25 protein-coding genes are annotated in these 26,154 nt (G+C 34.7%); 4 read left to right on the top strand and 21 right to left on the bottom strand.

All coding sequences use genetic code 11. The features are described 5' to 3' along the window. Nucleotides 1-172: 172 nt before the first annotated feature. The 11 genes from ACHZAX_RS06935 to ACHZAX_RS06885 all read right to left on the bottom strand — a co-directional run bounded on the left by ACHZAX_RS06935 (nucleotide 173) and on the right by ACHZAX_RS06885 (nucleotide 12,870). Nucleotides 173-1,735 carry a glycerol-3-phosphate dehydrogenase/oxidase gene (locus ACHZAX_RS06935; protein ID WP_320018536.1) on the bottom strand — a complete coding sequence of 521 codons (1,563 nt, stop codon included), beginning with the start codon at nucleotides 1,733-1,735 and terminating at the stop codon, nucleotides 173-175. A 37-nt stretch (nucleotides 1,736-1,772) separates the two neighbouring features. Next, nucleotides 1,773-1,919, bottom strand: coding sequence for a hypothetical protein (locus ACHZAX_RS06930; protein WP_154675811.1), 147 nt, complete (start codon nucleotides 1,917-1,919; stop codon nucleotides 1,773-1,775). A 369-nt stretch (nucleotides 1,920-2,288) separates the two neighbouring features. Continuing rightward, a complete protein-coding gene (glpK, locus tag ACHZAX_RS06925) occupies nucleotides 2,289-3,785 on the bottom strand; it encodes a glycerol kinase GlpK (RefSeq protein WP_180327418.1) in 1,497 nt (498 codons plus the stop codon). 31 nt (nucleotides 3,786-3,816) lie between these two features. Then, nucleotides 3,817-4,170: a PadR family transcriptional regulator gene (locus ACHZAX_RS06920; protein ID WP_101311822.1), complete on the bottom strand. Its 354-nt coding sequence runs from the start codon at nucleotides 4,168-4,170 to the stop codon at nucleotides 3,817-3,819. A 74-nt stretch (nucleotides 4,171-4,244) separates the two neighbouring features. After that, the gene (locus ACHZAX_RS06915; protein ID WP_320018535.1) at nucleotides 4,245-6,437 is read right to left on the bottom strand and encodes an AsmA family protein; all 2,193 of its coding nucleotides are present in this window, start codon (nucleotides 6,435-6,437) and stop codon (nucleotides 4,245-4,247) included. Nucleotides 6,438-6,571: 134 nt separating this feature from the next. Beyond that, entirely contained in the window at nucleotides 6,572-7,399 is an 828-nt protein-coding gene (locus tag ACHZAX_RS06910) for a mechanosensitive ion channel family protein (protein ID WP_218973141.1), read from the bottom strand. A gap of 21 nt (nucleotides 7,400-7,420) precedes the next feature. Then, nucleotides 7,421-8,938 carry an OmpA family protein gene (locus tag ACHZAX_RS06905; protein ID WP_320018534.1) on the bottom strand — a complete coding sequence of 506 codons (1,518 nt, stop codon included), beginning with the start codon at nucleotides 8,936-8,938 and terminating at the stop codon, nucleotides 7,421-7,423. Between the two features lie 204 nt (nucleotides 8,939-9,142). Beyond that, nucleotides 9,143-10,942: a DEAD/DEAH box helicase gene (locus ACHZAX_RS06900; protein WP_101310882.1), complete on the bottom strand. Its 1,800-nt coding sequence runs from the start codon at nucleotides 10,940-10,942 to the stop codon at nucleotides 9,143-9,145. Nucleotides 10,943-11,117: 175 nt separating this feature from the next. Beyond that, the gene (locus ACHZAX_RS06895) at nucleotides 11,118-11,516 is read right to left on the bottom strand and encodes a hypothetical protein (RefSeq protein ID WP_101310881.1); all 399 of its coding nucleotides are present in this window, start codon (nucleotides 11,514-11,516) and stop codon (nucleotides 11,118-11,120) included. A 28-nt stretch (nucleotides 11,517-11,544) separates the two neighbouring features. Then, nucleotides 11,545-12,159: a class I SAM-dependent methyltransferase gene (locus ACHZAX_RS06890; protein WP_320018533.1), complete on the bottom strand. Its 615-nt coding sequence runs from the start codon at nucleotides 12,157-12,159 to the stop codon at nucleotides 11,545-11,547. Between the two features lie 24 nt (nucleotides 12,160-12,183). After that, nucleotides 12,184-12,870 carry a GumC domain-containing protein gene (locus tag ACHZAX_RS06885; RefSeq protein ID WP_320018532.1) on the bottom strand — a complete coding sequence of 229 codons (687 nt, stop codon included), beginning with the start codon at nucleotides 12,868-12,870 and terminating at the stop codon, nucleotides 12,184-12,186. A 295-nt stretch (nucleotides 12,871-13,165) separates the two neighbouring features. On the opposite strand from ACHZAX_RS06885, the gene ACHZAX_RS06880 reads away from it, so the two are divergent. Beyond that, a complete protein-coding gene (locus ACHZAX_RS06880; protein WP_320018531.1) occupies nucleotides 13,166-14,389 on the top strand; it encodes a carboxypeptidase-like regulatory domain-containing protein in 1,224 nt (407 codons plus the stop codon). 29 nt (nucleotides 14,390-14,418) lie between these two features. Here the strand turns inward: ACHZAX_RS06880 and ACHZAX_RS06875 are convergent, their stop codons facing one another. From ACHZAX_RS06875 to nusB, 8 genes are all read right to left on the bottom strand, one after another. Continuing rightward, nucleotides 14,419-14,940 carry a GNAT family N-acetyltransferase gene (locus ACHZAX_RS06875; protein ID WP_320018530.1) on the bottom strand — a complete coding sequence of 174 codons (522 nt, stop codon included), beginning with the start codon at nucleotides 14,938-14,940 and terminating at the stop codon, nucleotides 14,419-14,421. A 122-nt stretch (nucleotides 14,941-15,062) separates the two neighbouring features. Next, nucleotides 15,063-15,476 carry a DUF5606 family protein gene (locus ACHZAX_RS06870; RefSeq protein ID WP_101310876.1) on the bottom strand — a complete coding sequence of 138 codons (414 nt, stop codon included), beginning with the start codon at nucleotides 15,474-15,476 and terminating at the stop codon, nucleotides 15,063-15,065. A gap of 92 nt (nucleotides 15,477-15,568) precedes the next feature. Then, nucleotides 15,569-16,288: a TerB family tellurite resistance protein gene (locus ACHZAX_RS06865; protein WP_320018529.1), complete on the bottom strand. Its 720-nt coding sequence runs from the start codon at nucleotides 16,286-16,288 to the stop codon at nucleotides 15,569-15,571. A 126-nt stretch (nucleotides 16,289-16,414) separates the two neighbouring features. Next, on the bottom strand, nucleotides 16,415-17,008 hold the full coding sequence (gene coaE / locus ACHZAX_RS06860; protein WP_320018528.1) for a dephospho-CoA kinase: 594 nt from the start codon (nucleotides 17,006-17,008) through the stop codon (nucleotides 16,415-16,417). Nucleotides 17,009-17,053: 45 nt separating this feature from the next. Next, nucleotides 17,054-18,064 (bottom strand): CdaR family protein, encoded by a 1,011-nt coding sequence (locus ACHZAX_RS06855; RefSeq protein ID WP_101310873.1) that lies wholly within the window; start codon nucleotides 18,062-18,064, stop codon nucleotides 17,054-17,056. Nucleotides 18,065-18,115: 51 nt separating this feature from the next. Next, entirely contained in the window at nucleotides 18,116-18,436 is a 321-nt protein-coding gene (gene yajC, locus ACHZAX_RS06850; protein ID WP_180327350.1) for a preprotein translocase subunit YajC, read from the bottom strand. 57 nt (nucleotides 18,437-18,493) lie between these two features. Next, nucleotides 18,494-18,967 (bottom strand): DUF1573 domain-containing protein, encoded by a 474-nt coding sequence (locus ACHZAX_RS06845; protein WP_320018527.1) that lies wholly within the window; start codon nucleotides 18,965-18,967, stop codon nucleotides 18,494-18,496. Between the two features lie 126 nt (nucleotides 18,968-19,093). Then, nucleotides 19,094-20,044 carry a transcription antitermination factor NusB gene (gene nusB, locus ACHZAX_RS06840; RefSeq protein ID WP_101310871.1) on the bottom strand — a complete coding sequence of 317 codons (951 nt, stop codon included), beginning with the start codon at nucleotides 20,042-20,044 and terminating at the stop codon, nucleotides 19,094-19,096. Nucleotides 20,045-20,330: 286 nt separating this feature from the next. On the opposite strand from nusB, the gene ACHZAX_RS06835 reads away from it, so the two are divergent. The 3 genes from ACHZAX_RS06835 (at nucleotide 20,331) to ACHZAX_RS06825 (ending at nucleotide 23,787) form a co-directional block, all read left to right on the top strand. Then, nucleotides 20,331-20,726: a DUF3276 family protein gene (locus tag ACHZAX_RS06835; RefSeq protein ID WP_101310870.1), complete on the top strand. Its 396-nt coding sequence runs from the start codon at nucleotides 20,331-20,333 to the stop codon at nucleotides 20,724-20,726. 336 nt (nucleotides 20,727-21,062) lie between these two features. After that, entirely contained in the window at nucleotides 21,063-23,576 is a 2,514-nt protein-coding gene (feoB, locus tag ACHZAX_RS06830; RefSeq protein WP_101310869.1) for a ferrous iron transport protein B, read from the top strand. A gap of 4 nt (nucleotides 23,577-23,580) precedes the next feature. Further along, nucleotides 23,581-23,787: a FeoB-associated Cys-rich membrane protein gene (locus ACHZAX_RS06825; RefSeq protein WP_101310868.1), complete on the top strand. Its 207-nt coding sequence runs from the start codon at nucleotides 23,581-23,583 to the stop codon at nucleotides 23,785-23,787. Nucleotides 23,788-23,899: 112 nt separating this feature from the next. Here ACHZAX_RS06825 and argF read toward each other — a convergent pair whose 3' ends face one another. Further along, a complete protein-coding gene (gene argF / locus ACHZAX_RS06820; protein WP_101310867.1) occupies nucleotides 23,900-24,901 on the bottom strand; it encodes an ornithine carbamoyltransferase in 1,002 nt (333 codons plus the stop codon). Nucleotides 24,902-24,965: 64 nt separating this feature from the next. After that, entirely contained in the window at nucleotides 24,966-25,946 is a 981-nt protein-coding gene (gene arcC, locus ACHZAX_RS06815) for a carbamate kinase (protein WP_101310889.1), read from the bottom strand. Nucleotides 25,947-26,154 lie beyond the last annotated feature (208 nt).

Below are 26,154 nucleotides of genomic sequence, written 5' to 3'. Positions count from 1 at the left end.
AAGAATAACCACCTTTCTTCCTGGTGTAAAATGTAAGTGGATTTACGCTGAGTTAATTTTGTGCCAAAAACTAACTGATTAATATTATTATACCTAACAATTACAGCAGTACCTTTTTAATTTCCGAAGTACTGCTAACTTCTCACCGCAAATCCACTTCCTCAATTACTAATTATTGTAATATATATCGAGATGCTAACTCACTATATTTTTTAACCTGATCTTCTTCCCACTGCTTGTCGTACCCTAATTCTTTGGCCAACAATTCAGCAACTTTAGGAGCCATCAAAACACTTTCTTTTGCATCCAAAAGCAAACATCTTGTTCTACGGGATAATATATCTTCAACCGTTCTGGCCATCTCGTGTCTTGCTCCCCAAACTACCTGAGCATTAATTACCTTCAATTTTTCACTTAAATATTGATTTAGTCCGGTTTCTTTTTTTGCAAGATTTAAGATTTTTTCCTCATCAGAACCATAGAAAGACATTGGATTTTTCAAATCAACGCCATTCTTATAGCCATGTATTTTCAAATCACGGGTAATCGATTTCTTTTCCGGAAGTTTACCTGTTTTTGCTACAGTATCAATAACATCCTCTGCCATTTGGCGGTAGGTAGTCCATTTACCTCCGGTAATTGTAACCATTCCTGATTTTGAAACTACAATTTTGTGTCCTCTCGAAATCTCTTTGGTTTTCTTGCCCTCACCACTTGGTGCTGCTAAAGGTCTTAAGCCTGCAAACACACTTCTTACATCAGATCTTTTTGGCGGTTTTGTTAAGAATCTTCCTGCTGTTTCTAAAATAAAATTAATCTCTTCTTCCAAAGCTCTTGGTTCCAATTCTGCAGAATCCTTTTGTACGTCAGTTGTACCAACTACCACCTTACCATGCCAAGGCACTGCGAAAAGCACACGTCCGTCAGATGTTTTTGGAATCATTATAGCATGATCACCAGGAACAAACTCCTTATCCAACACCAAATGAACTCCCTGACTAACTTTTACTATATCTCTTGCTTTAGGTTCATCCATCTTGATGATTTCATCAACAAATACACCTGTAGCATTTAGAATAACCTTCGCTTCCAAGGTGTATCTGGAACCGCTTTCCATATCTGTTACCAATACAGAATTTACTTTCCCATTGAATTTCTTTAATCCATCTACCTTCATGTAGTTTACAGCAACACCGCCATTTTCTACAAATGTTTGACACAAGTTAACCGCTAATCGAGCATCATCAAATTGACCATCGTGATAAACAACACCACCACAAAGATTTTTTTCTTGTAAGGTTGGAATATATTTTAACGTACGCTTTTTTGAAAAAGGTAAAGAACGACCATAACTTAATTTCCCTGCCATTAAATCATACATGGTAAGTCCTAATGTGTAGTAAGGAGTTCCCCACCAAGTATAATTAGGAATAATGAATGATTGATCTTTCACAAGATGAGGAGCATTTTGTTTCATTAAACCTCTCTCCCGAAGCGCTTCCAATACAAGAGAAATATTTCCTTGTGCCAGATAACGAACTCCTCCGTGTACCAACTTGGTACTTCTGCTCGATGTTCCTTTAGCAAAATCATCTTGTTCCAAAAGCAAGGTTTTATATCCCCTTGTTGCAGATTCAATAGCTGCACCTAAACCTGAAGCACCACCACCTACAATGATAACATCCCACTTCTGATCCAATTTTTCAATTTCCCTAATCATCCTATCTCTTTCCATAACAGCTCAATAAATAGTTTATTCCTAATCTGAACTACTAAAGTTCTTTTTCCCAAAACTCCCAAATACTTCCATAAACATTTTCCTCATCACGAACACAGTTGTTTTTTTGCAGCACCAAAATGTCGAGGAAAAAGTCGTAAAGGCGATCGCCTACTTCCAAATTAAATCTCTGATCTTCCATTGCTAAATAATTTTCATTTAAAAATTAAATCTGTATACACAGTACATAGTATAGCTATGTTTCTTGTGAAAAAAATTGGAAGTATTACTTCCTGCGGATTATTATTGTGATTTTAGATGTTTCTAAAGCCTTTAATAATTCCTTCTTTACAAAGCTAAATAAAATACTTAGCTTTGCAAGGTATGTAGTATTATAATTGTTAATTCTTATTTAATCTAAATTCCACCACGAGCCAATAAAACACTAATAATAAATCAGTTATAATTCTAAATAAATATTAAATTTCTTAAAAAAACCAAAAAAATAAACTCTTAAAAACAAGAACGCCACACTTATTAAGTATGGCGTTCTTTATAAAAAATAGAAATTTTATTCATCAGAATCAATCCAGTTTAAGGAGCGGCTTACTGCCTTATCCCAATATTTTTTATGGTGCGCTACAGTTTCCTTTTCCATTAAAACATTAAATTCCTTTGCTATCTTCCAATGTTCTCTTATTTCATCTGTATCTTTCCAGAAGCCAACTCCCAATCCTGCCAGATAGGCTGCTCCCAATGCTGCAATCTCCTTAATTCTAGATTGAACCACAGGAATATCATAAAAATCAGCCTGATATTGAAGTAAGGTATTATTCACCATAGTCCCTCCAGCTCTAAGTTGTTTAAATTTCATCCCCGAGTCTGCTTCCATTGCTTTCAATACATCTGATGATCTGTGAGCAATCGATTCTAATGAAGCCCGGGCAATATGACCAATACTAGTTCCCATATTCAATCCCCAAAATGTTCCTCTGGCGTATTGATCCCAATAAGGTGCTCCTAATCCAGTAAAAGCAGGTACAATATACACCCCACCATTATCCTTTTCGGTAAGAGCAAGAATTTCAATTTCCTCGGTGGAGTGAATTAAACCCAAACCATCGCGGAGCCACTGAACCACCGCACCACCAATAAATACACTTCCTTCAAGTGCATAAGTAACCTTGTCTCCAATACTCCAGGCTATTGTCGTAATTAAGTCGTTTTTTGATTCAACCGGCTGATCTCCGGTATTCATTAAAATAAAACAACCCGTATTGTAAGTGTTTTTCACCATTCCCTTCTCGAAACAAACCTGCCCAAACAAAGCAGCCTGCTGATCCCCACAAATTCCGGAAATTGGTATATCAGTCCCAAACATCGATCTTTTTGTACTTCCGTACACTTCGCTGGATGAGCATACTTTTGGCAGCAGTGAAGCGGGAATGTTCATGATATCCAATATTTCCTGATCCCATTCCAATTCATGGATATTATAAAGCATTGTACGACTTGCGTTAGACACGTCTGTAACATGCTTTTCTCCCTTGGTAAGCTTCCATATTAACCAACTATCTACGGTACCAAAAGCCAACTCACCTCTTTCTGCTTTTTCTCTTGCTCCTTCAACATTATCGAGAAGCCATTTTATTTTTGTTGCGGAAAAAAAAGCATCAAGAATTAAGCCCGTCTTTGCTTTTATCAAAGAAGCATAACCTCGTTTCTTCAATTCATCACAAATATGAGAAGTACGTTTATCCTGCCAAACAATTGCATTGTAAATAGGCTGACCAGTTGCCTTATCCCAAATAATAGTAGTTTCCCTTTGATTCGTAATACCTATACCTGCAATATCGGCTCCGGTCAGGCCTGCTTTTTCCAAAACTTCTTCTGCAACTGATGCCTGAGAATACCAAATCTCCTTGGCATCCTGTTCAATCCAACCGGGCTTGGGATAGTATTGTTCATATTCTTTTTGAACCAAAGAAACAATTTCTCCATCCTTATTAAATATTATTGCTTTCGACACTGAGGTTCCTTGATCCAAGGACAAAATATACTTCTTCATCACCTACTAATTATATGATTTCTCTGGTTATTTAAACACTTTCTTTGATCCTCTCAATCGAAAGGTTTAAAGCATCAACATATTCTCTCATCACCATTAGATGAGCAGTTCCTTCTTCGGTAAGTTTATAATACTTTCGTGGAATACCTGTATCCATTTCGGCCCATTCAGAGGTAACCAATTTTTCTTTCTTCAATCGATTCAATAAGGGATAAATAGTACCCTCAGCAATTTCGAGTGATGTAAATTGATTCATCTCACTAATTAGCTCGTATCCATAACATGGCCTGGACCGCAACAATAGCAGAATAATATATTCGAGAAGTCCCTTTTTAAATTGGGACTTCCACTTCGTTATAAAATATAAATTTATTTCTTCATTCATGATTTAACAAACATATAAAAAAACACCTAGTTTTACAAGATACTATGCATCAGTATAATCATCCACATTAAATATTATTGTAACGATACCTCAATTCGAAAATTTGGAGTACGTTGTTCCTCAGACAAATTTCTTAAATCAGTCCTTTTCATTTCAAATGCACTTACATCTACTAATAAATTATTAATCAGGTGATTTGAAACGAGCTGGTTTCTTTTCTCATAAAGCTTCCCGAATAAAATACTTATTTCCTGTTCTCCGATTATGGCAACACAATTGTCTTGAATTGATTGTTTCACATTCGACTTATCCTGATTAAAAATATAGGTTCTAAATTCCGGACTGTTATTTGCCCATTCCATTAATTGAAGATTCGGGACAATCTTCTCCTCCATGGCTGTTGATTGAAAAAAACGGTTTGCACATTCTCTTACTGCGAGTAAAATCCTTTCTTCACCAATATTTGTTTCCTGAGAAAATGAAAATTTTAAATCCGGTTTTTTCTTAAGTATATCTGCAATTGTTTCCAAAGTATTTATCTGTGCAGCATCCAAACTATCCTGTAAAAAATGAAACGGTATTTTTTCAATACTTTCAGGATTTGATCCAACTAAATTACCCAATAACCCAAATGGTTTACTGGCCGTTTTCACCAAAAAATTCATAAATGTCTTCCATATAATTTTCCCTACTCTAAATTCCGGATCTTTTGGATTCCCGGAAACCGGCAAGTCAAATTTAATCTGATCATTTTGATCTTTTAATAGATACAAAGCTAAACGTACCGGAGCCTTTATAGTATTGGGATCTTTGGTTTTATTCCCAAAATCGAATTCCGATACTTTTATCTTATTCATATTTTTCAGCGATGCAGGAGTCATATCCAGACTACAATCATAAGTTAGCTCTCCTTGAGTAATAGGTCTTGCAATATAAAACTCCGTATATGGTGAAAAGCTCATCAAATCAAGCCTTTCAATCTTTCCACGTATATTAAATTGTGTTGCGTCTTTTAAACTAAAAACAGCAGAACCGGAAGATTTTCCTCCTCCATTTAAATTCATTGAATAAGCAACTGGTATCTTCGGTGCATCTGCATTAACAGTTCCCATATTAATATTGATGTCATACAAATCGTAAACAAATTTTCGATTTAATGTATGATCAGTAAATTTCACAACTCCCTTAGTAAGAACGATTGTATCCAGTTGATAAAACAATGAAGATTCCAGTTCCTCTTTAGTAATAGTGTCAACAGAAAGTGTGTCTGATTTCAAGTAGGGCTCAAATATCTTTTCGAAATTGCTGTCATCAGAATATAAATCCGCATAAATAACCGGCGAGTCCATACTAACACGTCCTATTTCATAATGGGAAGAACCAATATGCAATGAATCTAAAACCACTTTCGCAGCTTTCGCTGATACAAATGGTTTTTCCTCAGAATCATATATTGAGAACTCTTGAAGAGTTGCATCTCCCTTAACAAAAACATCCATGAAATCATTCATACTGCCATTAATGTTAAGCTTCGTATCCAACAAGCCTGCCATTTTTGAAACCATCATGTAATCTTTCAAATAGACCACAAAAGGGCTAATATCCAAAGAAGTAACTCCTAAATTAATAGTATATCGTTTTATAAAATGATCGATGTCCGCATTGATAGAAACATTCCCCGTTTTTCCCATTGAAAAATTAACACCCATCTCTGATTTGTCATTATTCCAGGCAATTAAAGGTAATTCAATATTAATATTCTTGAGATCAATATTGTTATCTTTTTCCTGATCAAGGTAATTAACGTGCCCGTTTTTAATTTCGATATTCCGAATTTCAAACTTCACAAGCTCATTGTCCTCTTTTAAATTAGTACTATCAACAGCTTGCGAATTATCTTCTTTTATCAAATCACTAAAATTAAATCCCTCTAAATTCTTTATTACCGATACATTTAGTCCATCCAAATAAATTTCACTAACAGAATACTCTCCTGACAATAATTTCCAAGGGTTAATATTCACATACAATTCATCAAAAGAAACAAAATTGCTGTTTCCATCTAATTCATATAACCTAAATCCTTTTACTCTTGCCGAAACCTTGGCATAGTTAAAATGAAGTTCTGAAATTTCAATCTTACGCCCAATCAGTTCTTCCGAATTCTTATTCACCCAATATCTAACAATTGCAGAAAGCATTAGGAAGATAAAAAACAGCACAATGACAATTGAGCCAATAATTATTTTTCCTTTGGTAAGTTTCATCATAATATCTTTAAAGTTTACCCAACAAAAATAGAAAATACATTGCTTGATAATACATCAATTTGTACTTATATCAGGCAACTTTATATAAAAAAGGGAGACTTTCGTCTCCCTTGAAATATACTCTTCGTTTATTAATGATTATAAACGTGAACATCGCGTTGTGGAAAAGGAATCCCGATATTGTTCTTATCGAATTCTTTCTTCACTGTTTCTTGCATATAAAAGAAAACGGTCCAATAATCAGCTGCGTTTACCCATGCTCTTACGGTAAAGTTAACAGAACTGTCTGCCAACTCAGAAACCGCAATAAAATGCGCAGGATCCTTAAGTACACAGTCGTGATTAGCCAGCAGTCCATTCAAAATCTGTTTTGCTTTATCAATGTCATCAGAGTAACCAATTCCAAACTTCATATCAACCCGACGTGTAGGTTGTGTTGAATAGTTTATCATAGAACCTGTTGCCAAACCTCCGTTTGGAATAATAATGGTTTTATTATCAAAAGAAAGCATTATTGTATTAAAAAGTTGAATTTCCTGAACAACTCCAGCGTACCCCTGAGCTTCCAATACATCACCAACCTTAAATGGCTTAAAAATTAAAATCATTACTCCTCCTGCAAAATTCTGCAAGGTTCCTGATAAAGCCATACCTACAGCCAAACCTGCGGCTCCTAAAATTGCAATAAATGAGGTCATCTGAACACCAACCATTCCTACTACAGTAATAAATAGCATAACTTTCAACAGAATCCCAAATAAACTTACCACAAATGGTTTCAAAGTAGGATCCATATCCCTCTTATCCATCACCTTAGAAACACCTTTTACAATTGCTTTAATAATCCACAATCCAATTACTAAAGTTACTAAGGCTAACAATAATTTAGGAGTATACTCTAACGCCATTGTCCACAACTGGTCCGATTTACTATACACAACATCCAAATCCATATCCATTTTTTTAATATATTTAAGTGATTATTTAATTACTAATTCAAATTGTACTCTTCTATTTAAAGCTCTTCCTTCGGCTGTAGCATTTGTTGATATTGGATTTAATTCTCCGAAACCTTTAGCTGTAATTCGCTCAGTCACAATGCCTTTTTCGGTTAAAAACTGCTTGGTTGCATTGGCTCTTTTTTCAGACAAAAGAAGATTCATCTCTTCTTTTCCTTGGTCGTCAGTATAACCGGAAATAGTTAACGAATAAGCTGAGTAATCATTCATAATCTGCACAACTTCATTAAGAATTTCTCTTGATTTTGGAGTTAACACATCCTTCCCTGAAGCAAACTGAACATTTTTAGCCACAAATTCAAGTTCCTTTTTAACTTCAGCTTCAATTTCAGGGCATCCAAAATTTGAAACAGTACCTGCCATTTCCGGACACTTATCCTCCTCATTTACAACGCCATCTTTATCATTATCCAACGCACAACCCATAACATCCACCACATAACCTGGTTTCGTTTTTGGACATTTATCTTTTGCATCGGTTACTCCATCACCATCTGAATCCGGACAACCGTTAAGTGTTTTTAATCCTTTAACTTGGGGACAGGCATCTTCAGAATCCTGAACACCATCTCCATCAGTATCCGGGCAACCAGCAAACAGAACCAGTCCTTTTACATCAGGACATGCATCATCCTTATCAGCAACCCCATCGCCATCTGAATCAGGACAACCAGCCAATAATGGGTCTCCTGCTAACATTGGACACTCATCCTTGAAATCAGCCACGCCATCGCCATCGGAATCCAAAGGACATCCTTTTTTATCAACAGCTACCCCTGAAGGGGTATTAGGGCATTCATCTTTTCGATCACTCACACCATCACCATCTGAATCCTCTGATTTTCCAAAATTATATATTACACCAATCGTATTGTGCATGAATTTATCGTTGTATGATTTAGCTTCTCTTTCTTTATTTTTATAACCATCATGCCTATCACTCATCGGATAATAAATTCCTGTTTCCAAAGCAACACTCCATCTGTCATCAATTTGAATATTTAAACCTGCCGCATAATAAAAGTTTACATTATCATACTGCTTATTAAAATCGCCACCAAAAACCCGGCCTTTAGTATCTGCATTGGTATAACCTAAACCTGCAACTAAAAACGGAGAAAGTGTTGCATTTTCTTTTAGAAAATAGCCATTATTGAACTTATATTTTAAATTTACATCGGTATTAAACAACCACGCATCAAAATTACCGATAGCACCTTCTGATTCTACATTAAAGTAACTTACGCGAAAGACAGCGTCAAAAGAAGGGTTTAAATATCGACCTAAGGTTGCAGATCCAAGATAAGGTTTCGAATTGCCTAAATCCCAAAAATCATTAGCAATATCCCCTTTATAATCATTAAAGTTTAAATAGAGCCCTACACCCCATTTCTGATCTGCATTCTGAGCTCTTACTACTGGGGACAGAAGCGATAAAGCGAATAGAAGCAAAACAATTTTAAAGTACCTTTTGTTCATAGCATAAATTTTAGTTAATACATAAACTACAATAACACATTGTGTAAAACACCTTAATTAGAATAAAAATAAATAAAATCAACAGAATATAAAATATATATTTGATCAAAACATTACCTTTTTACTCTAAACTTAAGATTATATATATTATAATTCTTACTATATAAAAACCGGATCAAAATTAACTGCAAAAAAAAAGGAAGCTTACGCTTCCCTTTTCTTTCTTTCCGAATATCTCGGACTATCACTTGTTTTCCTTTTTCTATCTCTGAAAGATTCTTTTTTGTTTCCTCCGCGATCAGATCCTCCTCGACCTCTGTCAAAACCAGATCTGTCAGATCTTTCACCTCTTGGTCTGCCTTTTCTATGACTATCGCCACCTCCACTCGTTGGGCGATCTCCAGACACTTCAATACGGATGCTTCTACCCCCTACAACTGCTCCGGCAAAACCTTTTACAATATCGTTAGTAAACTCTTTTTCCACATCAAAGAAGGAGAATACACCTTTTAAATCTACTCTACCAATATTCTTTCCTCTAACACCACATTGCTTGTGAATTAAAGTCAATAAACGAGGGACATCAATTCCATCTTTTATTCCAATATTAATAAACATACGATCTTCATTGCTATCACTACTCTCACTTGCTCTTTGAGCTCTTTTTTGAGTAGATGATTTCATATTCAAATCAGGAGTATTTTTGTAATAATCCATAAAACGGTTAAACTCGAGAGATACAAACTTCTTAATGATATCTTCTCTGCTTAATTCGTTTAATTCGCTGTTAATAGCTTCAAAATATGTTTCGATATTATTCTCTTCAATATCTACCTCCTTAATACGGTTCATAAAGTGAAGCAATTGCCTTTCACAAACTTCTTCACCACCAGGAACCTTTACCTGAGCAAATTCAACATTTAGTTTCTTGGAAAGATCTCTTATTTTTCGTTCATCACGCGGCGTAATTAAGGCAATTGAAATACCTGATCTGCCTGCTCTTGCTGTACGACCACTTCTGTGCGTGTAAAATTCCAACTCATCAGGTAAGTTGTAATGAATTACATGAGTAAGATCGTCAACATCAATGCCTCGGGCTGCAACATCTGTAGCAACTAAAAGCTGAAGAGTTTTATTTTTAAAACTTCTCATTACCTTATCGCGCTGAACCTGCGAAAGATCCCCATGTAAAGCATCAGCTGAGTATCCGTCCTTCATTAATAATTCGGCTACTTCCTGAGTTTCCTTTCGGGTACGGCAAAAAATAATTCCAAATATATTAGGGTAATAGTCAACTACTCTTTTAAGAACATTATATCGATCACGATTATTCATTAAATAATACTGATGCTCAATATTTACATTCGAAGTATTCGCTTTGCCAACTGTAACTTCAACAGGATCTGTCATGTAGTTTTTAGCAATTCTTCGAACTTCGGCAGGCATAGTTGCAGAAAACAACCATGTTAACTTATCTTCAGAAGTAGAAGAAAGAATTACATCAATATCCTCTTTAAATCCCATGTTAAGCATTTCATCTGCTTCATCAAGAATTAAATATTCAATTTTAGAAAGATCCACTGCTTTACGTCTAATCATATCAAGTAGACGGCCTGGAGTGGCAACAATAACATGTGCTCCTCTTCTTAATTTCCGGATTTGATCATCAATGCTGGCACCGCCATAAACGTTTACAACATTAAGATTCAAAATATTTTTAGAAAATAATCTTAAATCGTCTGCAATTTGGATTCCCAATTCCCGTGTAGGGGATAGAATCAAAGCTTGTGGTAATTTTACGTCTTGTTCGATTAGTTCGAGCAAAGGTAAACCATAAGCCGCCGTTTTCCCAGTTCCAGTTTGAGCCAAACCAACGAAATCCGATCTTCCTTCCAATAGTACTGGAATTGCTTTTTCTTGGATAGGTGTTGGATTTACGAAGCCTAACTCTTTGATAGCTCCTAGGATAGCCTCAGAAAGGCCAAGATTTTCAAATGAATTCATTCTATAAAATTTATGAGCCGCAAAGGTACGAATTTAATAATGAACTAAGCCATCTTTTTTAGTATTATCCTGCAGGAGAAAATAATAACAGATAAACAGGAAAGTACGAATAAAGTTTACATTGAAAATCACAAACTTACAAAAAACAAATCCATCAATATTTTCAACACTACTTTCAATTTTTAACAAGCATAAAAACCACTTCTGATTTTATTATAGAAGGCAACTCTATTTTTCGAAGCTCTAAACTTCTTAGCCAACCTTCCATTTCATTTTCTTTTAAGCTATAAAGAACCTCACGAAACTCATCAATTTGATCGTCGTTAAAATCATTCTCTTCAAAGCTCTTATATGCATCTAATTCTTCGTCCTCGTAATATATAATTTCCTCAGACATCCTATTAATCAAATCGGTTTCACAAATCTCGTGAGCACCGCAACACTCTTCTATTGGCTCTGCAGAAATTTTACTTTCCACATCTCCTCCATTTTTTGATTTCCAACGCTGTCCTAAATAGGTGGTTAGCAATGCAATTCCCGCAATCCCCACAAGTGCTATCAATAAAATTTCCATGAGCACAAAGCTAAATATTCACAGTTAATTAATCAAGATATCCAGATGTTCTTTTTTTTCCAACAAATCGCACAACCATCGCTTTCCCCTCATGTAATTTGCCTTCTGAAAGATGGATTTCAACCTCCTCCAACAGTAAGATGTCAAATTCTTCAAAATCTCTTCTGATTTCTGATAGATCGTAGAGCATATCCTCGTTTGGTGGTCCACCGGATTTACGGCCAATCTGATTTTTCGAAAAAACCTCCATTAGAACTACTCCACCCGGCTTCACCGAATCGGCAACAAATCGATGTGCGATAAATCTTTTTTGTGAGGGCAAATGCAAATAAAGCAGAGCTGCAACATCATACTTTTCCTCAATTGAAGGATGGTCTAATATACTTTCAGAATACATATTCACATCAACCTCTTGCTCTGCAAAAAACCTTTTAGCATTCTCCACAGCTTTCTTACTGTAATCAAAAGCATCAACCTTCCATCCTGCACGAGAAGCATAGGCTGCATTTCGCCCCTCTCCTTCACCGGGCAATAACATTCTTCCCGACTTAAGAAGATGCAATTGTGTTACAAAAAACAAGTTTGCCTTTTCGCCGTAAATATATTTCGATTCAGCATAACGCTGATCCCACATCTCCTTCATATATATATTCGATTTTTAAAAAGCTTATTTAGCAACTGCTTTCTCGTATTCTTTCTTATACAATTTAACTTGATTGGTCAATTTTTCAATTTCAGCTTCATTCTCATCTTTAACCTTTCTTAACCAGCTCAGCTTTCCATCTTTTTCTTTAATTTCAGCTTTCAGGCTTTCAATCTCCTTGTCTTTCATTGAGATCAGATCTCTATTCTTTTGTGTTTCTGTTTCAATCTTCTTCTTTTCCCAATCAGCTTCAACACTGGCAGTCTTTAAATCCTGGCTCAGCTTGCCTGATTCCAATTTTAACCCTTCAATTTGTTTTAGCAAACCAGAGATTTTCAAATTATTTTCCTCATTCAGATTCAAAGCGGAATTGTATTTATCCAATGTTTCCATCAACTTAACTTTAAGTTCAGTGGTATCGGAAGCAAGTCCCATTAATTCGGTACTCAAATCATCAATTTCTGTATTTTTCATAGCATTACTCTCCGACATGCTATTCTTCATCTCATTGTACTCTGCCAATGTTTGATCCAATTTGGAATTTAGCTCAGTAATCTGCGTGCTTTTTTTTGAATTCTCGCTATCGAGAGCAACAACTTTGGCATCACTTCGGCGTTTTGCATATTCTAATTCTTCATATTTTTTCTTGGAGACAACACACGACAGAAGAAAAAAAGGAAGCATCGACAGGACAAGAAATTGTTTTTTCATAGGATCACTATTTGTTAATAGATTTATTATACCAAAACCGAATTGGCCAGGTCATAATATTAGCTTAAATGTAAACGAAGATATTTCTAATTCGACAAAAAATAAACTCATATCATAAAAATTAACATTTTTTATCATGAAAACAAGCTCTTTTTCTTTCCTAAATCTATCATAAACATATCTTTGTAATAATTAACTGAAAATATTGGCATTAATTTCTTTTTGTGGCAAGAGAATTGATAGCTTACTTATAACTTAAATTTTTATTTATCTAAAAATCAGCAAACCCATACTTATGCAAAAATACATTGTACTTCTCCTTGCTCTCATTACCTTGTCTTTTTCAACAACGGCACAGAAAGATAACAACGAAGAAAAAACAAAGTTAATCCGGATTGTAGGCAAGCTTACAAATGAAATCAATAATGAACCGATTCCTTTTGCAAATATTGGAGTTCTTGGATCATATATTGGTGCAGCATCTAATATGGATGGAGTTTTCGAACTTAAAATACCAGGAGATTTATTTGAAAAAACCATACAGGCTTCAGCAGTTGGTTATTCCACATTCTCAAACAGTGTGAAAAACTGCATACAAGAAGATACATTGATGATAAAATTAACGCCAAAAAATTACAGCATTGCTGAAGTTGAGGTAACTGCTCAATCATTGGTTCTGAAAAAGAGAATTAGAACTGCAATTGAAAGAATTCCGGAAAACTACCTGCAGACTCCTTTCAATTACGATGTTTATTATCGATCCGAAAAATTCGAAAACAGTAAACTAAACCGGCTTCGAGAAGCCGCAATTCGTATTTATGACGACAAAGGATATCAACGGGCTGATGCTTATCAGGTATTTAAAGAACGTGGTTACAAGTTTTTGCAGGTACGAAAGAATTTTGAGACTTCATCGCTTGCCGACGGGTCGACTTATTTAGACGAATTATTGGAAATGGACATTGTACGTAGCCGAGGAAATATCCTAAACGACAACCATTTAAATTTTTACGATTTAAACCTGGAACAAATTACAGAGTACGAAAATGACTCAATCTGGGTGATCGCTTACAAAAGTAAAAAACCAATGTTAAGCAATACGGGCGATTACTATGCCAAAGAATATTCGGGTAAAATTTACATCAAAATAAAAGATTTTGCTGTAATTAAAAATGAAACTCATGTTGTTGCCAGTAATTATTCGTCACAAGGAAGAAGTTTTTACGTTAACGAAGAACGGCAGAAGTGGAAGCCATTAAAAATAGAATACGATTTTAGTGTTACCTACAAGCAACATTCAGGGAAATATTACTTGAGCTATGTGAACTACAAGCGTCATCATGAAGTAGAAGATAAAAAAACGAAAGAAATCACTTCAACGGATATCAACACAGAAATGCTGATAACCCAAATTAACACCAACAAGCCGGAAGTAATTGAGAAACGAGCATATTATGAGAATATGCCTTACGATAAAAATTTCTGGGAAAGTTACAACATCATTTTTGATGGGAAATAAATAAAAAAAGAGGCTAAGGCCTCTTTTTTTTATCTTCGAATTATGGCAAAAATCAATTGATCCAAATAATTGCCGTTCTTGTAAACGGCATTCTTTAAAACAGCTTCCTTCACAAAACCTGCCTTTTCTAAAACTTTTACTGATCCAATATTCCCTTCAAAAACATTTGCATATAATCTCACAATATTCATATGTAAAAAAGCATAATCTACAGTTTCCTTTACCACATGAGTCATAATCCCTCTGTTCCAATACTTTTGTCCGATCCAATAACCCAATTCGGCCGATTTACAAAAAACATCTTCCTGTCGTTCTACACCAACACAGCCAACCACTTCTTTATTCACCTCAATTGCCATAAAATACCCCTTAGCAACATGATTTACAAAATGAATCCAACGATGAGCATCCCTAAGAGTATATGGGTATGGAAAGCTGTTTTTTAAAAAACGGGATACATCCAAATCATTTCCAGATTTAACAAGATCCTCTTCATCTCCAGATTTCCATTTCCTTAATAAAATACACCCTTTATCAATTTCTGCTGCCATAGCAAACCTCCATTTTCGATTTCTACTTACAAGTACGTCAAAAAAAACTTTGTTGTCAATCAAATATGTGCAAAAAAAAACTGTCCATAAAATGGACAGTTTCTTAAATGATATAGAAGTTTTTATTCTTCCTCTTTAATTTTTTCTACGGTTTCTTCAAGATCCAACAAATCATTTTCCTGTAGAATATTGTACCACTGAAAAACTTTTTTCATATCAGAAACATACACGCGATCTTCATCGTAATTAGGCAACACTTCAGTCATGTAAGCTTTCAATTCATTCCCTGAAGCTTTGTGACTTATTGCCTGACCTCCATTTTCCTTTTCCTTAATACTTTTAAAAACAACTGCTAACTGAACATCTCCTTCATCAGTAAAAATAGCAATATCTTCTAAAGCACTAATTTTAGAAGACGCATAAGCTGCCATACGCTTTTTATCAATCAAAGACTCAACAATTAGAGCATTCTTTGAGTTAGATACCATTTTAAAAAGACCTGAATGTCCTGCTATGGCCAATATTCCTTTCAACATATTTTCGTTTTTATATTTGGAAGCACAAATTTATAATTCAATTGTAGTTAAAAAAACAATTTTGCAAAAAAATATCTTAGAATTAATCCAGATTACGCAAACCCTCTTTCTTTTTTAATTTTCTCGAAGGCTTCACTCAACTTCTGGAACTTCTCCTTTGCGGCCTCCTGTACATCTTCACCCAAGTAGCTCACTTTATCAGGATGGTATTTAGCTGCCATTTTTCGATAAGCCTTTTTAACCTCAGTGTCAGAAGCATCCCGTGTTAAGTCAAGAATCTTATAACTTGATTCTGTAGATTGAATAAACATAGACTTAATCGAGTTATAATCACCCGACTGAATACCCAAATAGTAAGATATTTTATCAATAATATTTAATTCAGACTCAGAAACAATTCCATCAGCCTGAGCAATTCCAAATAGAAAATGCATCAGCTGTAATCTGGAGGAATAATCAAGATTGTGCTGAATCTGCTGACATACCTCCTCAACAGGTATATTTTGCTTTAGAATATCACGAAGTACAGTAATTGCATCGCCAGCTCTGCCAACACCAAAACTTTTTACCAGATATCCTTTTACGTAATCTAATTCTACTTTTAATACTTTTCCATCTGCCTTCATTACAGCAGCAACCAAAATAAGCAAGCTCATTACAAAATCACCTTGTCTTGTAGCTCCTCTTACATGACCGTTCTCAATTTCAACTGTATCAATTGCCGATCCCAACATAAATCCCAATACTCCACCAATTGGACCTAAAAAGGCCCAACCTAATCCGCCGGCAATCCATCTTCCGTATTTTCCCATTTTTCGGCACTAAATTATTTTACAATCCTAGTTTTCTTAAAGCAAAGAAAACAAAAGATCACTTAATTAGAAATCGCACTTCCGAAAAAGCGGCTCTATTAACAAAGTTTAACAAAAGTTTTAAATTTATTTCTTGACTAAAGACCTAATTTGTTTGTCTATTCGTTTAATCTGAGGAAGAATTAACTCTGTATTGTTATAAATTACAAAATCAGCTTTTTCAATCCTTACTGATTCCGGAAGTTGACTTCTCATTCTCTCCACAATCAGTTCCCTGCTCATTGAATCCCGCTCCATGACTCTTTGAATCCTGATCTCGTCTTTTGCTGCAACTGTAATTATCTTATCGAAATTCTTGTACAAACCACTATCAAAAATTATAGCCGATTCTTGTATTACATAGGGTATTTGAGAATGTTGTTCGCACCATCTAATAAAATCTTTTCGAACTGCAGGGTGAACAATCGAATTAATATCTTGTAATGCTTCTGAATCATTGAATACAATCTCAGCGAGTAATTTTCGATTTAAATTAAAATTGGAATCATAAATCTGATTCCCAAAACGAGAAATCAATAAGTTCCGAAGCTCCGAATCAAAAACCATCAATCTTTTTGCCTCAATATCAGCAATATAAACAGGAATTCCCATCATCTCAAATGCCCTTCCGACAATTGATTTTCCTGATCCGATTCCTCCTGTTAAGCCAACTTTCAACATTCTTGAAATATTTTTATAATTCCTTTTTACAAAAGGCGAACTGTTTTATTCGAATGTTTTCTTCTCTTTCAGATAAGTAACTTCCTGAGGATAAAAACGAACATTTGTTACGAAACCGGGACTGCGTAATAACTGTATCTTTAACTTATTACTACCCTCATCTGAAGTTTGATTATAATCCACTCTCACGTCGAACAAATCAACCGAAACCTTATCATGCTTTTTAAATCCCACAAAATAAGATACTTTAACATCGCCTGGAAATAACCTTAGTATTAAAGAATCAGGAAGATTGCTCACTTTAATAGGAACAGTAACTTTTTCTTCAGTAAATTGTTCAACAGGAACCGTTATTTCAACTTTCTGTTGATCAAACTCAAGACCTTCTATCTGTTTTAAACTTACTTTCTTTTTAACCGTTTTATGCAAATTAGTTAAAACGAGCTCCTCCGTTTCCACAAAATCAATACTATCAAGAATTGAACTAGGCCCTTTCACAACCACACTGTCAAATTCCAAAGAGATTGCTTCATCTAACATGAATTGCTGCTCAAAGCTACTCGACACATTACTCTTAATAGGAACCTTCTTTTCTACAATCGGAGAAAACTCAAAACGTATTGTATCCGGTGAGATACTTACTAACTTAATACTTGAAGACAAATCTCTTTCGAATCGGCTCATAATTTGCGCCGTAGCCAGAGAATAGGTTTGAAGAGTTCTGTTTTCTATACGATTATTAGTATAAAACCCAACATCGAAAGGATTGGAAAGAAATGCCGTACTTATTTTATAACGTATTAAATCAAAACCATACGCATTAACTTTTAAGGCTAATTTTTCCGGTAATTTATTGGTAAGAACTTTGTTCTGCGGTAAATTAATATACCGAACAGGATAGTGCACTGTGGTTGTATATTCTTTTCCTAAAGCATTTAGGAACCAAAATATTGTAGCGATCCCAACAAAAAAAACATACACAAGCAGTTTTTTATTCGAAGCAATTTTTTCTGTATTAAAAAGCTCCTTTATCTTTTGAAGATCTGGAATACCCAATGCTAGAAAAATTTAGAAGAAGACTGTGCTCAATGAGCACAGTCTAAACTATTATTTTTGAGCAACATCGCTCATATCTTTAACTACTGCTGCTTTATCAATTTTCAATCGGTTTTGTCCTTCAACTTCCATGATAATTACAGTCTCCTGAATTTCAAGAACTTTTCCATAAATACCTCCTGTAGTAACAACCTTATCTCCTTTTTTCAAATCATCACGAAATTTTTTCAGTTCCTTCTGCTTTTTCATTTGCGGACGAATCATGAAAAAATAAAATACCACTACAATTAGAATTAGAGGTACAAATTGCATGATAGGGTTCTGCCCCTCTTGAGGTTGTGTCATCAATAAGATGTTCAATAAATTATCCATTTCAATCCTAAATTTTAAGGCCAAAGGCCATATTAAATTATACAATTACTAATTATTCTATTTCACTTGTGCTGTAATCACCAGCTCTTTTGTTCCAGATAAAGTGTTACAAAAAACGGTGATCACCTTGTATTGTTTTCCGTATCTTCCTTCAGAGTTAAACTCCACTGTTATATGTGATTCCTTACCAACTTTCACTGGCTTCCTCTCCCATTTCACAGCAGTGCAGCCACAACTTGTTTCAATATTCTTAATTACTAAATCTTTCGACCCAATGTTCTTAAAAAAGAAATCACAAACAACGATTTCACCTTCAGAAATCACGCCAAATTTATGTATTTCTTTAGTAAACTCAAACTTCGGAAAACCATTCGGCGGAATAATCTCCTCAGAATGTTTTTCTTGAATCAATTTACCATCAGGCTTACCTGTTTTATTTGAAGTGCATTGCACTAAAAATGAGAACAAAATTACTACAAACAGTATACTACAAAGATATTTGCCGGTTCGAAGATGTGTATTTTTATTCATTAATTGTTCAAACATTTTGGTTCCCGAATGTAGTGAATTTTAATGGAAGTACATTTGCTTCTCTTAATAAAATAAAAAATGCGCATTACCGAAAGATAAGCGCATTTTAAAGTATATTTTTTGGAATTATTTTCCTTCTATTAAGCCTCTGCCCACTTTTTTAACAGTTCCATTTGATTTCAACTCCTGAACCATTTTATCAAGAATTCCGTTAATGAAATTACTACTATTGGCTGTACTGTAGAATTTGGCAATTTCAAGATATTCGTTAAAACTCACTTTAACAGGAACACTTGTAAACTCCTTTATTTCTGTAAGGGCCAGCTCCATGATCAAAATATCCATGTATGCAATACGCTCCAAATCCCAATTTTTGGTATTCGCCTTAATCAATTCCATATGATCAGTATGATTGATAATGGCCTTACGCAACAATGTTTTCACAAAATCCTCATCATCACGATCCTTATACAAAGACATTAAAGAAGTGTAAGTGTCATCGGTTTGAGAAAATCCTTTTATTGTTCTCACAACCATGCTAATAATGAACTCTATTTCGTCATTCCAATAGATGCTTTTCTCTTCCATTAAGCTGTAAAAATCCTCATCTGCAGCAATAATATGAGTAAAAAACTTCTCTACAAATTTCTTATCAGAAGCATAAGTGCTCTCTGGTAAGGCCATATACTCATGATACAAATCTGAATTAATCAATTTGTCATGCAAAATCCTAACGTAATCCTCTTGATCGCTCCAATTTACGGTGTGCGAATTAGAATAACTATTCAACTGAATGTTATCTGCCAACTGCCTGATTACAGAATTATTAATAAATCTTGTGTTGGGATTTAAATCCTCATGAGATGGAATAATTTTGCCTCTTGAATTTTCAATTTTCTTTTCAGAAACAAAAGCAACATCCACAATAAGCAGAAGTAAATAATGATACAAATCGTAAGCTTTTCCGACGCTAAAAAATAATTCCTTTTCGGCCTTAGCTATTGTGCGATCCTGGTTTTTATAATAGGCATACAAAATCTGCAATACCTTAACACGAAGCAATCTTCTACTAATCATACGTTTAAAGAACTTGTCAATTACATTAATTCGGTTGCAAAAGTAGGCTTTTTTTACTTGCTAACAAGAAAAAACTAACAAATAAGATAAAATAATTAAGCCTCCCAACAAAATAGCTTTACATATTAAAAACAAGTAAAAAAACCACCTATGCCCTGAAAAGGTTTGCATACTCATTTTAAATAACCACATTTTCCTCAATAAAATACATATTCATAATAAATAGTACGTATATTTTTTTATTTTTGAATGTATAAAATCAAAATAAATAACAAATTATTTTCAAATGGAAGGTTACGATAAAAAGGAAGGGTTTGAAAAACATAATCGAGATGAAATTTATTCAAATGCGGTAAGAGCAGGGAAAAGGACTTATTTTTTTGATGTTAAAGCAACAAAGAAAAACGACTATTACTTAACAATCACCGAAAGTAAAAAACGTTATGACAAAGAAGGAAATTTCACCTTCGAAAAGCATAAAATATTTTTGTATAAAGAAGATTTCGATAAATTTTCAGATGGCCTTTTAGAGGCAATTGATTTTATCAAATCTTCAAATTTGGAGAAAGAAACTGACGAAGAAACTTATGCAGATTCAGAATACCATGAACCAGCAACAGTTATTGAAGGATTTGAGTCAGAATCCTTTACAAATATAGAATTTGAAGATTTAACGGAATAATAATTCCATATATAATTTATAAAAGCTGTCCTTTCTGACAGCTTTTTTTTTGTCCATATTCAATCTATATCAATAAAAAAGCAAGTCAAAAAATCTATGTTTCCTTAAAACACTTACTTTTGCCCAAATTTATATTTAATTTTGCCAATCTGATTAATTATTACACATCCCAGATTAAACACAATGAATTGAAAAGGTTAAAATACCTACTATTAGGGATTGCAAGTCACCTATTTTTCCAATACGTTTGACAAGCTTTAATTAAGCACAATAATTAAATAACAATCAAGTTGCAATTATCAGATGCCAAACGGCATCATCTATTAATAAATAAGAATGAAGCTTTCCGAATTATCTGATAGTCAAGAGGGAATTATAATAAAAGTTCAGGGACACGGAGCCTTTCGAAAGAGAATTACCGAAATGGGCTTTGTAAAGGGCAAGAAGGTCACTGTTATCAAAAATGCTCCTCTTAAAGATCCTGTTGAGTATCAAATAATGGGGTACGAAGTTTCCCTAAGAAGAAGTGAGGCATCTTTAATTGAAGTAATTACAAAAGAAGAGGCTAAAAATATTAAGGTAAATGGATTTGAAGGAACTATTAGTGATGACATTCTAAAAACTTCAGCAAAAGAAAAAGGGAAAAAAATTCATATTGCTTTGGTTGGAAATCCAAACTCGGGTAAAACCACACTATTCAATTATGCCTCCGGATCAAAAGAGCACGTAGGTAATTACAGCGGAGTAACCGTAGACGCCAAACAAGCCAAAGTAAAGCAAAATGGTTACCATTTTAACATCACTGATCTGCCTGGCACATACTCGCTAACAGCCTACTCTCCCGAAGAATTATTTGTTCGCAAATACATTATGAATGAAAAACCGGATGTGGTAATTAACGTTGTTGACGCATCTAACCTGGAGAGAAACCTGTACCTGACCACACAGTTAATTGACATGGATATAAAGGTGATTATTGCCTTGAACATGTATGATGAACTGGAAAAAAAAGGTGCTGTCCTTAATTTTAAAGCTCTTGCAAAAATGCTTGGCATTCCAATTATTCCAACCATCAGTCCGAAAGGAACTGGCATAAAAGAACTTTTTAATAAGGTAATAAATGTGTACGAAGACAAAGATCCAATTGTACGTCACATTCATGTTAATTACGGTAAATCGGTTGAAAGATCGATTGCTAAAATACAACATGAAATAAAAAAGGATCCTAAAATCTGCACAAAAACATCTCCTAGATTTCTGGCTATTAAACTTTTGGAAGCTGACAAAAGTGCTCGTCACCTAGTACAGGATAGTGACAGGCATTTCAATATAAAGAACATCGCAAAAGACGAAATTCAAAAAATTGAAAAAGAATTTGGCGAAGTGTGCGAAACCGTAATTACTGATTCGAAGTACGGATTTATTGATGGAGCACTTAAGGAAACTTACAAGGAGAGTCCCATTAAACGCAGACGTAAAACCACAATAATAGACACGTTCATCACTCATAAGCTGTTTAGTTTTCCGATTTTTTTCGTGTTCATGTTTTTAACGTTTTACGCCACCTTCAATTTAGGCGAATACCCAATGCAATGGATTGATATGGGTGTAAATGCTTTTGCTGGACTAATTGAACAATTTATGCCCGACGGTCCGCTAAAAGATTTATTTATAGATGGAATAATTGGTGGTGTTGGTGGTGTAATTGTATTCCTGCCAAACATTCTGATTTTATTCTTCTTTATATCCTTTATGGAAGACACAGGATATATGGCCAGAGCCGCCTTTATTATGGATAAACTAATGCATAAAATTGGCTTGCATGGAAAATCATTTATCCCATTAATAATGGGATTTGGGTGTAATGTACCTGCATTAATGGCAACCAGAACCCTTGAAAACAGAAATGACAGAATATTAACTATGCTGATCACCCCATTCATGTCATGCAGTGCAAGGCTTCCTATTTATATTTTAATAATCGGAACATTTTTCCCTGAACATGCAACATTAGTTCTATTCGGAATTTACACTTTTGGTATAGCTCTTGCGATTTTCTTTGCAAAAATTTTTAAGGCGAGCTTTTTCAAATCCAAAGATGCTCCCTTTGTTATGGAACTACCGCCTTATCGTTTGCCTACTCTTAAATCGACCATAATTCACATGTGGCATAAAGGTGCTCAATACCTGCAAAAAATGGGAGGTGTGATTCTTTTAGCTTCTATTCTAATTTGGGCTTTAGGGTATTTCCCCAGAGAGATCAATTTCTCGAAGGATTACGATAAAATGATAGTGGAAACCAATCAAGATTTTGATAGTCGGATAAACAACATACAGCAAAACAATGAAAATGATACAAAACAGCTGCTATCCGAAAAAGAAGTAGAGATTCAAAAAATTCAAAACCTTAAACTGGAGGAGAAACAACAAAAATCTTACATCGGTCAAATCGGTCAATTTGTTGCACCCGCTCTGCATCCTTTAGGTTTCGACTGGAAAATGACTGTAAGTATATTAACCGGTATTGCCGCCAAAGAAGTTGTGGTAAGCACAATGGGGGTTCTGTATCAGGAAGGAGAAGGCGCAAGTGAAACCAGCGAAGGATTGAGAACGAAGTTGAAGGAGCAAAAATTTGCCGGCAGTTATCGAACAGGCGAGAATGTTTTTTCCAGCTTATCGGCTCTATCATTCCTTATATTTATTCTGATTTATTTTCCATGTATAGCAGTAATCGTAACTATCGTTAAGGAAGCCAATTGGAAATGGGCAGCTTTTGTTGTGTTTTACACTACAGGATTAGCTTGGCTGGTTTCCTTTATCATTTACCAAACAGGCAATTTAATACTTTAAAATTATGAGCTTTCAATTAATATCAACTTATGCAATTGTGATTTTCGCATCTGGATATACTATATATCAGTTTGTGCGTTTATTCATAAAACAGAAATCGAGTTGTGGAGGCAGTTGTGGAGGCTGCAGTTTTAAAAATGAGCTAAAAAAACGTGGCATTTCTGGAAATCCAATTCTTAAAAATCAAAACTTTACATATATTAAAAATTAACAAATACAGAACACCTTTATTTTAAACAAAAATAATACACATAAGAAAACATAACGACAAATAAAAAGGGTAGTCAAACGACTACCCTTCTCTTTTTATCTAAAAAGCTCAATTATGCTCCTAAAGTAGCAACCATTACTGCTTTTATTGTGTGCAAACGGTTCTCAGCTTCGTCAAATACAATAGATGCAGGAGATTCAAAAACCTCTTCGGTCACCTCAACACCATCCATACCAAACTTTTGGAAAACTTCTTCGCCAACTTTTGTTTGTCTGTTGTGATACGCTGGCAGACAATGCATAAATTTACACTTATCGTTTCCTGTAGCTGTCATCAAATCAGCATTAATCTGATATGGTTTAAGAATACCAATTCTTTCTTCCCAAACCTTATCCGGTTCCCCCATCGATACCCAAACATCAGTATAAAGGAAATCACATCCTTTAACTCCGGCTTGCGCATCATCAGTAATTGTAATAACAGCACCTGTTTCTTTAGCAATTTCCATACATTGAGCCACCAATTCTTCTTCTGGCTGGAGATTAGCCGGACCAACGATTCTTACATCCATACCCATTTTAGCGGCACCAACCATTAAAGAGTTAGCCATATTATTACGGGCATCGCCCAAATATGCAAATGATATTTGACTAAGCGGCTTATCTGAATGCTCCGTCATAGTTAAAAAGTCAGCTAATATTTGAGTTGGATGAAATTCATCTGTCAAACCATTCCAAACAGGAACACCCGCAAATTTTCCTAATTCCTCTACAACTGCCTGTCCGTATCCACGGTACTCAATACCATCATACATACGTCCTAAAACACGGGCAGTATCAGCCATTGACTCTTTAACACCAATCTGAGAACCAGAAGGACCTAAATAAGTAACGTGAGCACCTTGATCGTAAGCTGCTGTTTCAAAAGCACAACGAGTACGAGTTGAAGATTTTTCAAATATCAAAGCGATATTCTTTCCCTTCATAGTCTGCACTTCTGTACCTGCATATTTTGCTCTTTTAAGATCTCTTGCAAGATCCAACATATATTGCATTTCCTTTGGAGTAAAATCCAACAACTTCAAAAAGTTTCTGTTTCTTAAATTAAAAGCCATGGTATGTATTTTTTAAAAATTACAATCACAAAAGTAATTATAATCTGATATTAATAATAGTTAATTAAAAATTATGCTCTACGTCGTTTTTATCGTATTCCATAGTTATTTTGGTTCCGTAAGATTTATCGACCAATTTGGTTGCTTCAGTAATAACTGATTTACCACCGCCATTTTCAATAAAACTTAGACAAGCACGGATTTTCGGGGCCATAGATCCTTCTGCGAAAGTACCGTCTTCCATGTATTTCATTGTATCGGCATGATTCAAGAACTCAAGTTTTTTCTCATTTGGCCCTCTAAAGTCATGATAGACAAAGGAAACATCAGTAAGAATATAAAATTCATCCGCTTTAATCCGGGCTCCAATCAATGCCGAAGCAAGATCTTTATCAATTACAGCTTCAACCGGACAAAGGTTCCCATTCTCATCTTCAGAAACCGGAATACCACCACCACCAACAGTAATTACAATATTACCCTGACGAGCCAGATTTTCAATAACCTTCTCATTCAAAACACGAATAGGTTTTGGCGAAGGCACAACACGCCTCCATCCTCCTTCTGTTTTCACCTCTTCCTTAAAAATCCACCCTTTATCAGCGCGTAACTCGTCAGCTTGCGCTTTGGTATAAATCTTACCCACACGCTTTAAAGGATCAGCAAATGCAGGATCATTCTTATCAACAACAACCTGAGTCACCAAAGTCACCACATCTTTCTCAATGCCATTTTGCTTTAATACATTACGCAAATTCCTCTCAATCATATAACCAATTCCCCCTTGAGAATCAGCCACATCAATATCCAAAGGCATTTGAGGAATATTGTAAAGCTGCTCACCTGCATCGTTTCTCATTAAGATATTACCTACCTGAGGGCCATTACCATGAGCAATAATAACATCGTACCCTTCCTTAACAAGAAAAATAAGATTTTCAAGAGTATCAATTGTGTTCTGAGTCTGCTCCTCAACAGTCCCTTTTTGACTCCCCCTCAACAAGGCATTTCCGCCTAATGCTACAACTGCTAATTTATTTTTCATTATTTTTACATTTATGTTTTTCATTTTATAATGCAAATCTAAAAAAAATAACAACAAAACAATGAAATACCTTTTTATTTATAATATTTTTCAACCTCTGTTTTTCAACACATTACGACACATTTAAATTTACTGTTCAGTACCTAATTCTGTAAATGCATGAAATTCAAAGCAAACAATCTTTAAAATACACTCGTTTGCACCGATC

Origin of the sequence: Labilibaculum manganireducens (assembly GCF_963665805.2) — a bacterium.
In the GTDB taxonomy this organism is placed as follows: Bacteria; Bacteroidota; Bacteroidia; order Bacteroidales; family Marinifilaceae; genus Labilibaculum; species Labilibaculum manganireducens.
The sequence above is the reverse complement of the archived record's forward strand: the minus strand, read 5'-3'. Positions and strand labels throughout refer to the sequence as shown.

Bases quoted from the DNA above. Each gene is read 5' to 3' on its own strand.
- ACHZAX_RS06935 (WP_320018536.1), bottom strand. From the start codon at position 1,735: ATGGAAAGAGATAGGATGATTAGGGAAATTGAAAAATTGGATCAGAAG.
- ACHZAX_RS06930 (WP_154675811.1), bottom strand. From the start codon at position 1,919: ATGGAAGATCAGAGATTTAATTTGGAAGTAGGCGATCGCCTTTACGAC.
- glpK (WP_180327418.1), bottom strand. From the start codon at position 3,785: ATGAAGAAGTATATTTTGTCCTTGGATCAAGGAACCTCAGTGTCGAAA.
- ACHZAX_RS06920 (WP_101311822.1), bottom strand. From the start codon at position 4,170: ATGAATGAAGAAATAAATTTATATTTTATAACGAAGTGGAAGTCCCAA.
- ACHZAX_RS06915 (WP_320018535.1), bottom strand. From the start codon at position 6,437: ATGAAACTTACCAAAGGAAAAATAATTATTGGCTCAATTGTCATTGTG.
- ACHZAX_RS06910 (WP_218973141.1), bottom strand. From the start codon at position 7,399: ATGGATATGGATTTGGATGTTGTGTATAGTAAATCGGACCAGTTGTGG.
- ACHZAX_RS06905 (WP_320018534.1), bottom strand. From the start codon at position 8,938: ATGAACAAAAGGTACTTTAAAATTGTTTTGCTTCTATTCGCTTTATCG.
- ACHZAX_RS06900 (WP_101310882.1), bottom strand. From the start codon at position 10,942: ATGAATTCATTTGAAAATCTTGGCCTTTCTGAGGCTATCCTAGGAGCT.
- ACHZAX_RS06895 (WP_101310881.1), bottom strand. From the start codon at position 11,516: ATGGAAATTTTATTGATAGCACTTGTGGGGATTGCGGGAATTGCATTG.
- ACHZAX_RS06890 (WP_320018533.1), bottom strand. From the start codon at position 12,159: ATGAAGGAGATGTGGGATCAGCGTTATGCTGAATCGAAATATATTTAC.
- ACHZAX_RS06885 (WP_320018532.1), bottom strand. From the start codon at position 12,870: ATGAAAAAACAATTTCTTGTCCTGTCGATGCTTCCTTTTTTTCTTCTG.
- ACHZAX_RS06880 (WP_320018531.1), top strand. From the start codon at position 13,166: ATGCAAAAATACATTGTACTTCTCCTTGCTCTCATTACCTTGTCTTTT.
- ACHZAX_RS06875 (WP_320018530.1), bottom strand. From the start codon at position 14,940: ATGGCAGCAGAAATTGATAAAGGGTGTATTTTATTAAGGAAATGGAAA.
- ACHZAX_RS06870 (WP_101310876.1), bottom strand. From the start codon at position 15,476: ATGTTGAAAGGAATATTGGCCATAGCAGGACATTCAGGTCTTTTTAAA.
- ACHZAX_RS06865 (WP_320018529.1), bottom strand. From the start codon at position 16,288: ATGGGAAAATACGGAAGATGGATTGCCGGCGGATTAGGTTGGGCCTTT.
- coaE (WP_320018528.1), bottom strand. From the start codon at position 17,008: ATGTTGAAAGTTGGCTTAACAGGAGGAATCGGATCAGGAAAATCAATT.
- yajC (WP_180327350.1), bottom strand. From the start codon at position 18,436: ATGGATAATTTATTGAACATCTTATTGATGACACAACCTCAAGAGGGG.
- ACHZAX_RS06845 (WP_320018527.1), bottom strand. From the start codon at position 18,967: ATGAATAAAAATACACATCTTCGAACCGGCAAATATCTTTGTAGTATA.
- nusB (WP_101310871.1), bottom strand. From the start codon at position 20,044: ATGATTAGTAGAAGATTGCTTCGTGTTAAGGTATTGCAGATTTTGTAT.
- ACHZAX_RS06835 (WP_101310870.1), top strand. From the start codon at position 20,331: ATGGAAGGTTACGATAAAAAGGAAGGGTTTGAAAAACATAATCGAGAT.
- feoB (WP_101310869.1), top strand. From the start codon at position 21,063: ATGAAGCTTTCCGAATTATCTGATAGTCAAGAGGGAATTATAATAAAA.
- ACHZAX_RS06825 (WP_101310868.1), top strand. From the start codon at position 23,581: ATGAGCTTTCAATTAATATCAACTTATGCAATTGTGATTTTCGCATCT.
- argF (WP_101310867.1), bottom strand. From the start codon at position 24,901: ATGGCTTTTAATTTAAGAAACAGAAACTTTTTGAAGTTGTTGGATTTT.
- arcC (WP_101310889.1), bottom strand. From the start codon at position 25,946: ATGAAAAATAAATTAGCAGTTGTAGCATTAGGCGGAAATGCCTTGTTG.